This is a genomic window from Stenotrophomonas sp. T8, from assembly GCF_051853085.1.
In the GTDB taxonomy this organism is placed as follows: Bacteria; Pseudomonadota; Gammaproteobacteria; order Xanthomonadales; family Xanthomonadaceae; genus Stenotrophomonas; species Stenotrophomonas sepilia.
In genome coordinates this window covers 1,384,975-1,396,981 of the sequence record NZ_CP195329.1, presented here as the reverse complement: position 1 = coordinate 1,396,981, position 12,007 = coordinate 1,384,975, and the positions used below count along the sequence as shown (strand labels likewise).

Below are 12,007 nucleotides of genomic sequence, written 5' to 3'. Positions count from 1 at the left end.
ACGGTATGTCCGCAAGGTTGCATGGCCGTGACATGCCTCTGCACATTTCATGTACAGCGGCCCCGGGCCCGGTTTGGGCTTCGCCCCGCCAATCCGGCAAAATGGCGGCCTCTCTCCCTATTCCCCTTCCCGACCATGAAGATCGTCGAAGTGCGCCACCCGCTGGTGCAGCACAAGATCGGCCTGATGCGCAACGCTGCGCTCAGCACCAAGGATTTCCGCGAACTGGCCAACGAGCTGGGTACGCTGCTGGCCTACGAGGCCACCGCCGACCTGGATACCGAGCCGCACACCCTGGCCGGCTGGGCCGGCCCGGTGACGGTACAGCGCATTGCCGGCGCCAAGATCACTGTGGTGCCGATCCTGCGTGCCGGCCTGGGCATGCTCAGCGGCGTGCTGTCGCTGATCCCGGCAGCCCGTGTCAGCGTGGTCGGCCTGCAGCGCGATGAAGAAACCCTGCAGCCGGTGCCCTACTTCGAGCGCCTGACCGGCCGCCTGGAAGAGCGCGACGCACTGATCCTCGACCCGATGCTGGCCACCGGCGGCACGCTGGTCGCCACCATCGACATGCTCAAGCGCGCCGGCGCCCGTCGCATCAAGGGCATCTTCCTGGTGGCCGCGCCCGAAGGCATCGAAGCAGTGAAGGCCGTGCACCCGGACGTGGAAATCTACACTGCGGCCATCGATGCCCAGCTCAACGACAAGGGCTACATCCTGCCCGGACTGGGCGACGCAGGTGACCGCATCTTCGGCACCCGCGTCGGCTGATCCGGCGAACCGCGGTTGGATCCCTCTCCGCAGGAGAGGGCTCTGACCCGACAACCGTTCGCGGGCGCGCTTCGCCGCGGCACGTGAACGCCCGTGGACGCGGGTGTGGCCGACGCGTGATTCTTCACGTGGCCTTGCCGGCCGGAGGCGAATGCTCCGCGCACCCGCCACCCTTGGAGCTCGCGATGAAGGCCTCATTCCTGCTGGCCGCCGTCCTGCTGGCCGGCCTGCCCCTGGCTGCCAACGCCACCACCCCGCAGCAGCAACGCATGGCCGAATGCTCGGCCAAGAACAAGGGCTTGAAGGGGGATGCCTACAAGACCGCGCAGAGCTCCTGCCTCAGTGGCCAGGCCGCCGAAACCAAGCCGGTCAATACGCAGCAGGAACGCATGCGCAAGTGCAACGCTGACGCGGGCGCGAAGAAACTGGCAGGCGATGCGCGCAAGACCTTCATGAGCAGCTGCCTGAAGGCGTCGTAACGACGAGTGATGCAGAGCCGAGCCCACGCTCGGCTCTGCCATTACCCCAGGGCGCGCGCCTTCAGCTCGCCCTGTTCGTGCAGGGTCACGAAACGTCCCTTGTCATCACGGCCCAGCTGCGCCAGCGCCACCTGCGGGTCGTGGGTGAAGAACAGCCGCACGTTGCGCGCCAGCTTGTCCTCAAGGAACTGCCGTTTCTCGTCGATCAGCAATTCGGCATTGCGGTCATAGCCCATGGTGATCGGCACGTGCACCCATGAACGACCTGGGATGAGGTCGGCACAGAACACCACGCCACCGTGCGCATCTTCACCGGCATGCGCATGACCAACGATCTCGGCCAGCATCAGCCCCGGCGTATGCCCATCGCTGTAGCTGAAGCGCACGCTGCGGCCGAGCGCCTTCGAGTACTCGCCATCCACCACTTCCAGGCGGCCACTGGCCTGCAGCAGGCCGGGCAGCTCAGGTATGAAACTGGCCCGATCGCGCGGGTGTGGCTGCACGGCGCGCTGCCAATGCTGCGCACCAACCACATAGGTTGCGTTGGGGAACAGCAGCTCGGGCTCACGCCCTTCGCTCCATGCGGCAAGCAGGCCACCGGCATGATCGAAGTGCAGGTGGCTGAGCACCACCACGTCGATGTCCTCGTGCTCGAAACCCGCTTCGCGCAGTGAATCGATCAGCACGTGCTGGCTTTCCTGCACGCCGTAGCGCTCTCGCATGCGCGGGTCGAAGAACGCACCGATACCGGTTTCAAACAGTACCGTCTTGCCTTCCAGCGGACTGGCAAGCAGCGCACGGCAGGCCAGCTCGATGCGATTGAGCTCGTCCGGAGCCGCCCATTTTTCCCACAACGCACGCGGCGCGTTGCCGAACATCGCGCCGCCGTCCAGGCGCTGCGAGTTTCCACGAATAGACCAGAGTTTCATGCGTCGATTATCGGCGCCGGACCGTTAAATAATCGCTAGAAAGGAAACAGGAAACCCCGCCGGTTGGCGGGGTCCTGGTGATCTGCGGATTGCCGGCCAGTGGCCGGCACCACCACATCAGTGGGCCGGCACGACCTGGGCACTGCCCACCGGATTGCGCGGGTCGCTGCCACCGAACAGCTTGTTCGCCTTGCGGTCCCATTCCACGGTCTGCAGGTTGCCCCACACGTGGCTGGAACCGCGACCGCCGGCGGCGACATCGCCCGGCAGGTCGATCCTGTGGCCCATCGCCTGCAGCTGCTTCACCGTCGCCGCGTCGAACGCATCATCCTCGGCTTCGATCAGGTCCGGCAGCCACTGGTGGTGGTAGCGCGGCAGCGCGGCAACCTGCTGCGCGTCCAGGCCAGCGTCGTAGCCGAGGATGCCCAGCAGCACCATGGTGATGATGCGGCTGCCACCCGGGGTGCCCAGCACGATCACCTTGTCGCTGTTTTCCATGAAGGTCGGCGTCATCGAGCTGAGCATGCGCTTGCCCGGCTTCTGCGCATTGGCCTCGTAGCCCATCACGCCGAAGGCATTGGGCGTACCCGGCTTCAGCGCGAAATCGTCCATCTCGTTGTTCAGCAGCACACCGGTGCCCTTGGGAATGAGCCCCGAGCCGTACAGCAGGTTGACGGTCTGGGTGGCGCCGACGCGGTTGCCGTCGCGGTCGATGATCGAAAAGTGCGTGGTCTCGTCGTCTTCCAGCGGCGTCGGGTTGCCCGACAGCAGGTCGCTGGGCGTGGCCTTTTCCGGATGGATGGTCGCCCGCAGGCCCTGTGCGTAGTCCTTGCTGGTCAGCACCTTCTGCGGGATCTGCACGAAGTCCGGATCGCCGAGGAAGAACGTACGGTCGCGGTAGGCACGGCGCATCGACTCCACCACCAGGTGGGTACGGTGCGCCGGATCCATCTTCCTGATGTCCCAGCCTTCCAGGATCTGCAGCATGCTGGCCAGCGCGATGCCACCGGACGACGGCGGCGGCGCGGTGGTGATCTTCCAGCCGTTGTAGTTGAACACGATCGGCTCGCGCTGCTTCACGCGATAGCCGGCCAGCTCTTCGGCGGTCCACTTGCCGCCGGCCTGCTTGACGCCCGCCAGCAACAGCTTTCCGGTCTGGCCCTTGTAGAAGCCGTCGAAACCTCCAGCGGCCAGGCGCTCCAGCGTCTGCGCCAGCTCCGGCTGCTTGAACAGGTCACCGCTGGCGATCGGCTTGCCGTTGCGCAGATAGACTTCACGCGTGCCGGGATAGCGCTCCATCACTTCACGGCGCGACGCGTAGCCCTTGGCCATGCGGTCGTACACCGGGAAGCCTTCGCGTGCGATGCGGATCGCCGGCTGCAGCGAGGCCGACAACGGCAGCTTGCCGTGCCGGGCCGACAGTTCGACCAGCGCTGCGGGCAGGCCGGGAATACCCGCCGACCACGCACCGTTGACCGAGCGGTCGCGGTCCAGGTTGCCCTGCTTGTCGAGGAAGGCCTGCGGCGTGGCCGCCGCCGGTGCGGTCTCGCGTGCATCCAGCATCACGTCCTTGCCGGTGGCCGCGTCGTGCAGAAGGAAGAAGCCGCCGCCGCCGAGTCCGGAACTGATCGGCTCGACCACCGCCAGCGTGGACGAGACCGCCACCGCAGCGTCGAAGGCGTTGCCGCCCTGCGCCAGGATATCGATACCGGCCTGGGTGGCCAGCGCGTGGCCGCTGGCAATGGCTGCGCCGTCGGGGCGCTCGGCACGGGCCGGGCTGTCGGCCCAGGCCATCGGGCTCAGCAGCAGGCCGAGCAGCAACAGGGGGCGGACGATCAGCGTCTTCATTCGGATGGGGGCTCCGCATAGAGTTCGGGGTGATCGTGCTGCAGCTGGCGCAGCTTGGCCAGCAGCTGGTCTTCCGTTTCCACGATCTCCGGATCCGGGTCGATGCACTCGACCGGGCAGACGACCACGCACTGTGGCTCGTCGAAATGACCCACGCATTCGGTGCAGCGCGCAGGGTCGATCACGTAGATGGTTTCACCCATCGCAATGGCCTGGTTCGGGCAGGCCGGCTCGCAGACGTCGCAGTTGACGCAGAGCTCGTTGATTTTCAGCGACATGGCGATACTCCTCGCCCGCGCCTTGGGACAAAGGACCGGCCAGCGCGGGCGCGCGGGCCGGTCAGGTCATCAGCGGCGCCCTGGCAGGACGCCGCCCGGGCCATGCCGGAGCATGGCCGCCATGGCTCGGTATTACTTGGCTTCGACGAAAATGTACTCGGCACCGGTCGGCTGGATCGCAGCCTGCACGCGGGCGTTGTCGGCCGACTGGCCGATGAAGACGACGCGCACGCCCTTCATCGAATCCGGCGACACGTCCTTGAACACGGCCTGGATCATGTCAGCCATCTTGCCCGAGGCCGACGAACCGAAGGCCAGCATGTTGCCCGGCTGCACGCCACGGGCCACGGCCTGGGTCGCGCTCTCGGTCTGGCGCTCGTACTTGGCCTGGAAGTCCGGATCCGATTCCGGCGAGAGGTAGTACAGGAACGGGCTGTTGGTGATGTTGCCCATGTTCTGGATGGCCACTTCCTGCAGGTACTTCTTCCAGCCTGCATCGTCGTCCTTGGCCGGGGCGACCAGGGCCTGCTTGGCCTCGTCGACCGGAGCGGCCTCTTCCTTCTTGCAGGCGGTGAAGGCCAGGGCCAACGAAGCGATCAGCATCGCGCGCATGGTGGTGTTCATGGATTTCCTCCCGGAATGGTGCGTGGTGTTGTACGTAATGGGGTGCAGGTACGGCGGGCTTACGACTGTGCCGCCTTCGCTTCGCGGACCTTGCGCAGGGCTTCGAGCACCGCGGCCGGCACGAAACCGGACACGTCGCCGCCCAAGCGCGCGATCTCGCGGACCAGCGAGGACGAAATGAAGCTGTGCTGCTCGGCCGGGGTCAGGAACAGGGTCTCGACCTCGGGGATCAGGTGGCGGTTCATGCTGGCCATCTGGAACTCGTACTCGAAGTCGGACACCGCGCGCAGGCCGCGCAGCAGCACCCCGCCCTGGACCGAACGTACGAAATGGGCCAGCAGGGTATCGAAGCCGATGACTTCGACATTGCCATGGTGGGCCAGGGCGCCACGCGCCAGCTGCACGCGCTGTTCCAGCGGCAGCGCCGGGCCCTTCGACGGGCTCTGCGCCACGCCGACCACGACCTTTTCGAACAGCGGCGCGGCCCGGCTCACAAGGTCGATGTGACCGTTGGTGATCGGGTCGAACGTGCCGGGATAGACGGCGATGCGGCGGTTGGCCACGGTCATGGGCGGTAGCAGATGTTCAGATGAGGTCAAAGTGTAGCAGTGGCACGGCGGTACAGGGCAAAGCGCACCTCACGGGTGCCGCCCTCGCGGTGCAGCAGCCAGCCCTGCGGCAGCACCGGCACGTGGCCGGCCGGCGACTCCAGGTACAGCCAGGCGTCGGCGGCCAGGTGCCGCGGCAGCTGGGCCAGCACGTCCTGCCACAGGCCATCGGCGAACGGCGGGTCGATGAACACCAGATCGGCCTGCTGCGCGGGCGCACCCTGCAGCCAGCGCAGGGCATCGGCCTGCACGACGCTGATCTGGTCGCTGGCCTGCAGCTTGGCGACGGCGGCGGTCAGGTTGCGTCCCAGCTGCGCATCGCGCTCGACCAGGGTGGCGTGGGCGGCACCGCGCGAGACCGCTTCCAGGCCCAATGCGCCGCTGCCGGCGAACAGGTCCAGCACACGGGCCCCGCCGAGCTTGGGCATCAGCCAGTTGAACAGGGTTTCGCGCACACGATCGCTGCTGGGCCGCAGTCCCGGCAGGGTCGGCACCGGCAGGCGGGTATTGCGCCAGCGACCGCCGATGATGCGGACCTGCCCGTCGTTGCCCCCACGGCCGCTCATTGGCGCCCCCGGCGGGAGGTATTCAAGAATTTCAGCATGAGTGGGATTGTAGTTCGGCCGGGCTTTGCCCGGCACCCGCAGAGTCCGAAGCAACGGCCGAAGCAACTTCAAAAGCTGGTTTCCTGTGGGTTGGCGGGGCGGGTCAGGTTGTGGGGGACGCCGTAAACCCGTCCATGAAGTGACCCCCGGGAGTTGGACATCAGATCCGACCCCGAGGGATACATGAACAGATACGACGCGCGTTTCAAACTGCAGGTCGCCAAACAGGCCTGCAAGACCTCCACATCGGTCAAAGCCGTTGCTCGTCGCTACGGCCTGGAGTTCTCCACGGTCAGGCGCTGGGTGGCGACCTATCGGCTGCATGGTTGGCGGGGATTTCATCGCCAGTCCCAGTCCTATGACCTCGCATTCAAGCTGGCTGTCCTGAAGAAGATGGGCCAGGACGGCATGTCCGGGCGGGAGGCCACCACTTACTTTCAAATTGGCGATGCCGGCGCGGTGGGTCGGTGGCGTCGCCTGTATGCTCAAGGCGGTGCCCAAGCGCTGGCACCACCTCCGCCGCCGCCCCGAAAGCCGATGAAAAAGACCCGTTCGTCCAAGCCACCTGAGGAAATGAGCCGCGATGAGCTGCTCAAGGAAGTTGCCTATCTGCGTGCGGAGACCGACTACCTAAAAAAACTCGATGCCTTGATCCGGGAAGAGCAGGCGGCGCAGGACGCAAAGCGCAAGCCATCCAAGGATTGAGGCAGGTTCATACGCTGTCGCTTCTGCTCGAAGCGGCAGAGCTGTCACGCAGTACGTTCTATTACCAGAACCATGTCCTGGCCCATCCGGATCAGGATGAGGCAGCCCTGTGCGAGCGCATCCGGGCAATCTACGATCAAAGCCAAGGGCGCTATGGGTATCGCACGGTGACGCTGGAACTGGCCAATCAGGGCCATCGGACCAATCACAAGCGGGTACAGCGCCTGATGGGGGAGATGGGCCTGAAATCACGGGTACGCGTGAAGCGCTACCGGTCCTTCAAAGGGGCCGCCAATGTTGTGGTTGGCAATGACCTCAATCGCCAGTTCCATGCCGAGCGGCCCAACCAGAAGTGGGTGACTGACGTCACCGAGTTCAAGGTGCAAGGCATGAAGCTGTACCTGTCGCCGATCATGGACCTCTACAACGGTGAAATCGTGGCTTATCAGATCAAGCGCCAGCCTGTGTTCGATCTGGTAGGTCAGATGCTGGAGGAGGCCATCAAGAAGCTTTCGCCGGATGAGCGGCCAATGATCCACTCCGACCAGGGCTGGCAGTACCAGCATGAGAACTACCGGCACATGCTGGAAAAGCACTCGTTGAAGCAAAGCATGTCCCGACGTGGCAACTGCTTGGACAATGCGGCAATGGAAAGCTTCTTCGGGACGCTGAAGTCGGAGTTCTTCTACCTGAACAGCTTTGACAGCATCGAAAGCCTGGAGGCCGGGCTGGTGGAGTACATCAAGTACTACAACCAAGAGCGAATCAGATTGAAATTGAAGGGGCTAAGCCCGGTAAAGTACCGGGAACAGGCCCAAGCAGCCGCCTGACCCCACCGTCCAAGTCTCGGGGGTCACTTCACCATGGGGGCTTGGCCGCGGCATCCATGCCGCGGACACCCCCACAACCTGACCCACCCCGCCTTCGACAGTTTCCTGCGATCTGTCGGAACGGCTTTCTGCTCTCGTGGGTGCCGACCGTTGGTCGGCACAAATGAATTCATTCGATATCTGACAGATGTACCGACCAACGGTCGGCACCTACCAACAGCCGAGTGAACCTGTCAGAGGCGGGGCGGTGTGGGTTGGCAGGACCGTTGGCGCCATGGATGGCGCCATCGAGCCCCCATGGACGGGTTTACGGCGTGTCCTGCCAACCCACACCGCCCCGCCATCCCACGCAATGCCCGCTGTTGCTGTTGCTGTTGCTGTTGCCTCTGCAGGTGCAGGGCTGCAAGCCCTGCCGACCAGCCCCTTGATTTCGGGACAATCATCCCTACCCCTTGGCGAGGCCGCACGCGCTGGCGCGGCATTGCACATGGAGCCCTATCGATGACCGAGACCACCCAGACCGAAACCCTTGGCTTCCAGACCGAAGTCAAGCAGCTGCTGCAGCTGATGATCCACTCGCTGTACTCCAACAAGGAAATCTTCCTGCGCGAGCTGGTCTCCAACGCTGCCGACGCCGCTGACAAGCTGCGCTTCGAGGCCCTGACCCAGCCGGCGCTGCTGGAAGGCGACAGCGAGCTGCGCGTGCGCGTCAGCTTCGACGCCGCCGCCCACACCATCACCATCGAAGACAACGGCATTGGCATGAGCCGCGCCGAAGCCATCGCCCACCTCGGCACCATCGCCAAGTCCGGCACCGGCGACTTCCTGCGGCAGCTGTCCGGCGACCAGAAGAAGGATTCGCAGCTGATCGGCCAGTTCGGCGTCGGCTTCTACAGCGCTTTCATCGTCGCTGACGAAGTGGAAGTGACCTCGCGCCGCGCCGGCCTGGCTGCAGCCGAAGGCGTGCGCTGGAGCTCGCGTGGCGAAGGCGATTTCGAAGTGGCCACCGTCGACAAGGCCGAGCGCGGTACCCGCATCGTGCTGCACCTGAAGGACGGCGAGCACGACTTCGCCGATGGCTGGCGCCTGCGCAGCATCCTCAAGAAGTACTCGGACCATATCGGTCTGCCGATCCAGATGCCGAAGGAAGGTGGCGAAGAAGGCACCGCCGTCGAGTGGGAGACCGTCAACCGCGCCAGCGCGCTGTGGACCCGCCCGCGCACCGAGATCAGCGACGCCGAGTACACCGAGTTCTACAAGCACGTAGCGCACGACCATAGCGACCCGCTGGCGTGGAGCCACAACAAGGTCGAGGGCAAGCTGGAGTACACCTCGCTGCTGTACGTGCCCGGCCGCGCGCCGTTCGACCTATACCACCGCGATGCGCCCAAGGGCCTGAAACTGTACGTGCAGCGCGTGTTCGTGATGGACCAGGCCGAGCAGTTCCTGCCGCTGTACCTGCGCTTCATCAAGGGCGTGGTCGATTCCAACGACCTGTCGCTGAACGTCTCGCGCGAGATCCTGCAGTCCGGCCCGGTCATCGATTCGATGAAATCGGCGCTGACCAAGCGTTCGCTGGACATGCTGGAGAAGCTGGCCACCGACAAGCCCGAGCAGTACGCCACGTTCTGGAAGGAGTTCGGCCAGGTGCTGAAGGAAGGCCCGGCCGAGGACTACAACAACCGCGAGAAGGTGGCCGGCCTGCTGCGCTTCGCCTCCACCCGCGGCGACGGCGATGCGCAGAGCGTGTCGCTGGCCGATTACATCGGCCGCATGACCGAAGGCCAGGACAAGATCTACTACCTCACCGGCGAGAGCTACAGCCAGGTACGCAACAGCCCGCACCTGGAAGTGTTCCGCAAGAAGGGCGTGGAAGTGCTGCTGCTGACCGACCGCATCGACGAGTGGCTGATGGGCTACCTGACCGATTTCGACGGTAAGGGCTTCGTCGACATCGCCCGTGGCGATCTCGACCTGGGCGCACTGGAAACCGATGCGGACAAGCAGGCACAGGAAGCGGCAGCAAAGGACAAGCAGGGCCTGGTCGAGCGGCTCAAGACGGTCCTGGGTGACGAAGTGGCCGAGGTGCGCGTCTCGCACCGCCTGACCGATTCGCCGGCGGTGCTGGCCATCGGCGAGCAGGACCTGGGCCTGCAGATGCGCCAGATCCTGGAAGCCAGCGGGCAGAAGGTGCCGGACAGCAAGCCGGTGCTGGAGATCAACCCGGGCCATCCGCTGATCGCCAAGCTCGACGCCGAAGCCGATGGCGCGCGCTTCGACGACCTCGGCCGGGTGCTGTTCGACCAGGCCGCACTGGCCGCCGGTGACAGCCTGAAGGACCCGGGTGCCTATGTGGCGCGCCTGAACAAGCTGCTGCTGGAGTTGTCGGCCTGATCGACAGATCGGGTGCCGGGCAGCGTCCCGATGGAGGCCAACCCTGGTTCACGCGCATTTGTAGAGTCGAGCCATGCTCGACTGCTCCATGAGTGCCGACCAAGGTTGGCACCTGCCAGGGGCAGCGGTTGGCACCGGCCAAAGCGGTGTTGCTCAGGTCTCCCGATCCAGCAGCGAGCCCAGCATCTGATCGTGTCGGCGGATCACCGAGGCATTGGCGGCGAAGGCCACTACCTCGGCTTTCGCCGCCAGCAGATCTCCCAGCAGTGCACCGACATCGACGCCGGCGGCAGTCACCGAGGCCTGCACCCCGCCCTGTCCAGTGGCACCGCGCTGCAACTGCAGGCGCTGCGCATCGGGGGTCGCCAGATTGGCCACGTTGTGCGCTGCAACCTGCACGCCCTGCTGGGCCGCACGCATGCCGCCTAGGGCGATTCCCATCACGTTGTTCATGGCGGTCTCCGGGCCGCTCCGCGCAACCCTCCGGACCGGTTAGCGGCCGGCCGGCCGCGATCTTGAGTCCACATCGGCCCGACAGGCCCGAGTGGTAGCATATCCCTCTGATTTCAGCGCCTTTTGCCAATGCTCAGTTTTTTCCGCCGCAAGAAGCCCCAGGATGCCCCCACCACGGAGGCGCCCAAGACCCAGCACTACTCGGCTGAAGAGCTGGCGGCGGCGTTCCCGCCGGCCGCCCCGGCCGAAGACGCACCCACCGCCGCGGTGGTCGAAGCCAAGGCACCGGAACCGGCCACCGTCGCCGTACAGCCCCCCGTCGCCGAAGTGCCTGCCGTGCCAGCTGCGCAGCCGGCCATTGCGCCCGAGGACGTCCAGGCTGAAACGCTCGCCGCGGCCGCTGTGCTGGCTCCTCTGGCTCCGGTCATTCCGGTCGAGGAACCAACCGCCCCGGCCACCGATCTGCCGGCGCTGGTGGATGCCCTTCCGGCGCCCGCCGGCAAGCCCGGCTGGCGCGAACGCCTGCGCAACAGCGTCATCGCGCGCAGCTTCGGCGGCCTGTTCTCGCGCAACCCCAAGCTCGACGACGATCTGCTGGACGAGCTGGAAACCGCCCTGATCACCGCCGACGTCGGCGTGGGCGCCACGACCGATCTGGTCGAGGGCCTGCGCAAGCGCATGAAGTCGCGCGAGTTCGCCGACGCCAATGCGCTGCTGACCGCGCTGCGCGCCGAGCTGATCGCAATCCTGCAGCCGGTGGCCAAGCCGCTGGTGATCGACCGCAACGCCAAGCCCTTCGTGGTGCTCACCGTCGGCGTCAACGGCGTCGGCAAAACCACCACCATCGGCAAGCTGGCCAAGCGCTTCAAGGATGACGGCCACAGCCTGATGCTGGCTGCCGGCGATACCTTCCGCGCCGCCGCCGTGGCCCAGCTGCAGGCCTGGGGCGAGCGCAACGGCGTGGCCGTGGTCGCGCAGGGGCAGAACGCCGATGCCGCTTCGGTGGCATTCGACGCACTGCAGGCCGGCAAGGCCCGCGGCACCTCGGTGCTGATCGCCGATACCGCCGGCCGCCTGCACACCCAGTCAGGCCTGATGAACGAGCTGGGCAAGATCCGCCGCGTGCTCGGCAAGATCGATCCCACCGCCCCGCACGAAGTGCTGATGGTGATCGACGGCACCACCGGCCAGAACGCGCTGTCGCAGCTGCGCCAGTTCAATGCCGCAGTGAACGTGACCGGCCTGGTGGTGACCAAGCTGGACGGCACCGCCAAGGGCGGCGTGGTGTTCGCACTGGCCCGCGAGTTCGGCATTCCGATCCGCTTCGCCGGCATTGGCGAGCGCCCGGAAGACCTGCGCGTGTTCGACCCGGAAGCCTTCGTCGACGCCCTGCTGCCCGAAGCATTGGGCGCCTGATACACCGTGCAGCCACGCATGGCGTGGCTCTACTGCGATCTGGTAGAGCCACCCCATGGGTGGCTGCCTC

General features: G+C 65.7%; 12 protein-coding genes. 5 read left to right on the top strand and 7 right to left on the bottom strand.

Annotated features, from left to right (window positions below; all coding sequences use genetic code 11):
• Positions 1–135 precede the first annotated feature (135 nt).
• Together upp and ACSDHM_RS06660 are read left to right on the top strand one after the other, a co-directional pair.
• On the top strand, positions 136–768 hold the full coding sequence (upp, locus tag ACSDHM_RS06665; protein ID WP_188241255.1) for a uracil phosphoribosyltransferase: 633 nt from the start codon (positions 136–138) through the stop codon (positions 766–768).
• A 185-nt stretch (positions 769–953) separates the two neighbouring features.
• On the top strand, positions 954–1,247 hold the full coding sequence (locus ACSDHM_RS06660; RefSeq protein ID WP_049413317.1) for a PsiF family protein: 294 nt from the start codon (positions 954–956) through the stop codon (positions 1,245–1,247).
• Positions 1,248–1,288: 41 nt separating this feature from the next.
• On the opposite strand, the gene ACSDHM_RS06655 is transcribed toward ACSDHM_RS06660, so the two are convergent.
• The 6 genes from ACSDHM_RS06655 to rsmD form a co-directional block, all read right to left on the bottom strand.
• The gene (locus ACSDHM_RS06655; RefSeq protein ID WP_072168323.1) at positions 1,289–2,176 is read right to left on the bottom strand and encodes an MBL fold metallo-hydrolase; all 888 of its coding nucleotides are present in this window, start codon (positions 2,174–2,176) and stop codon (positions 1,289–1,291) included.
• 117 nt (positions 2,177–2,293) lie between these two features.
• Complete coding sequence (ggt, locus tag ACSDHM_RS06650) at positions 2,294–4,024, bottom strand: gamma-glutamyltransferase (protein WP_439426773.1); 1,731 nt, start codon at positions 4,022–4,024, stop codon at positions 2,294–2,296.
• Positions 4,021–4,302 (bottom strand): YfhL family 4Fe-4S dicluster ferredoxin, encoded by a 282-nt coding sequence (locus ACSDHM_RS06645; protein WP_004153175.1) that lies wholly within the window; start codon positions 4,300–4,302, stop codon positions 4,021–4,023. The genes ggt and ACSDHM_RS06645 overlap by 4 nt, the downstream gene beginning before the upstream one ends.
• Positions 4,303–4,434: 132 nt before the next feature.
• Positions 4,435–4,926 (bottom strand): hypothetical protein, encoded by a 492-nt coding sequence (locus ACSDHM_RS06640; RefSeq protein ID WP_005409092.1) that lies wholly within the window; start codon positions 4,924–4,926, stop codon positions 4,435–4,437.
• A 59-nt stretch (positions 4,927–4,985) separates the two neighbouring features.
• Entirely contained in the window at positions 4,986–5,495 is a 510-nt protein-coding gene (coaD, locus tag ACSDHM_RS06635) for a pantetheine-phosphate adenylyltransferase (protein WP_005416145.1), read from the bottom strand.
• A gap of 26 nt (positions 5,496–5,521) precedes the next feature.
• Positions 5,522–6,100 (bottom strand): 16S rRNA (guanine(966)-N(2))-methyltransferase RsmD, encoded by a 579-nt coding sequence (gene rsmD, locus ACSDHM_RS06630; protein ID WP_072168325.1) that lies wholly within the window; start codon positions 6,098–6,100, stop codon positions 5,522–5,524.
• 222 nt (positions 6,101–6,322) lie between these two features.
• On the opposite strand from rsmD, the gene ACSDHM_RS06625 reads away from it, so the two are divergent.
• Both ACSDHM_RS06625 and htpG read left to right on the top strand, forming a co-directional pair.
• A protein-coding gene (locus tag ACSDHM_RS06625; protein WP_141653571.1) for an IS3 family transposase occupies positions 6,323–7,674 on the top strand; the annotation gives its coding sequence in 2 pieces (ribosomal slippage) (positions 6,323–6,770 and positions 6,770–7,674; 1,353 coding nt in all).
• A 501-nt stretch (positions 7,675–8,175) separates the two neighbouring features.
• A complete protein-coding gene (gene htpG, locus ACSDHM_RS06620; RefSeq protein ID WP_088496300.1) occupies positions 8,176–10,068 on the top strand; it encodes a molecular chaperone HtpG in 1,893 nt (630 codons plus the stop codon).
• Between the two features lie 153 nt (positions 10,069–10,221).
• Here the strand turns inward: htpG and ACSDHM_RS06615 are convergent, their stop codons facing one another.
• Positions 10,222–10,521 carry a hypothetical protein gene (locus tag ACSDHM_RS06615; protein WP_088496299.1) on the bottom strand — a complete coding sequence of 100 codons (300 nt, stop codon included), beginning with the start codon at positions 10,519–10,521 and terminating at the stop codon, positions 10,222–10,224.
• Between the two features lie 129 nt (positions 10,522–10,650).
• On the opposite strand from ACSDHM_RS06615, the gene ftsY reads away from it, so the two are divergent.
• Positions 10,651–11,937 (top strand): signal recognition particle-docking protein FtsY, encoded by a 1,287-nt coding sequence (ftsY, locus tag ACSDHM_RS06610; protein ID WP_439426772.1) that lies wholly within the window; start codon positions 10,651–10,653, stop codon positions 11,935–11,937.
• Positions 11,938–12,007: the final 70 nt, after the last annotated feature.

What these genes read in the sequence shown, in the direction of transcription:
- upp (WP_188241255.1), top strand. Translation starts at nt 136, where the DNA reads ATGAAGATCGTCGAAGTGCGCCACCCGCTGGTGCAGCACAAGATCGGC.
- ACSDHM_RS06660 (WP_049413317.1), top strand. Translation starts at nt 954, where the DNA reads ATGAAGGCCTCATTCCTGCTGGCCGCCGTCCTGCTGGCCGGCCTGCCC.
- ACSDHM_RS06655 (WP_072168323.1), bottom strand. Translation starts at nt 2,176, where the DNA reads ATGAAACTCTGGTCTATTCGTGGAAACTCGCAGCGCCTGGACGGCGGC.
- ggt (WP_439426773.1), bottom strand. Translation starts at nt 4,024, where the DNA reads ATGAAGACGCTGATCGTCCGCCCCCTGTTGCTGCTCGGCCTGCTGCTG.
- ACSDHM_RS06645 (WP_004153175.1), bottom strand. Translation starts at nt 4,302, where the DNA reads ATGTCGCTGAAAATCAACGAGCTCTGCGTCAACTGCGACGTCTGCGAG.
- ACSDHM_RS06640 (WP_005409092.1), bottom strand. Translation starts at nt 4,926, where the DNA reads ATGAACACCACCATGCGCGCGATGCTGATCGCTTCGTTGGCCCTGGCC.
- coaD (WP_005416145.1), bottom strand. Translation starts at nt 5,495, where the DNA reads ATGACCGTGGCCAACCGCCGCATCGCCGTCTATCCCGGCACGTTCGAC.
- rsmD (WP_072168325.1), bottom strand. Translation starts at nt 6,100, where the DNA reads ATGAGCGGCCGTGGGGGCAACGACGGGCAGGTCCGCATCATCGGCGGT.
- htpG (WP_088496300.1), top strand. Translation starts at nt 8,176, where the DNA reads ATGACCGAGACCACCCAGACCGAAACCCTTGGCTTCCAGACCGAAGTC.
- ACSDHM_RS06615 (WP_088496299.1), bottom strand. Translation starts at nt 10,521, where the DNA reads ATGAACAACGTGATGGGAATCGCCCTAGGCGGCATGCGTGCGGCCCAG.
- ftsY (WP_439426772.1), top strand. Translation starts at nt 10,651, where the DNA reads ATGCTCAGTTTTTTCCGCCGCAAGAAGCCCCAGGATGCCCCCACCACG.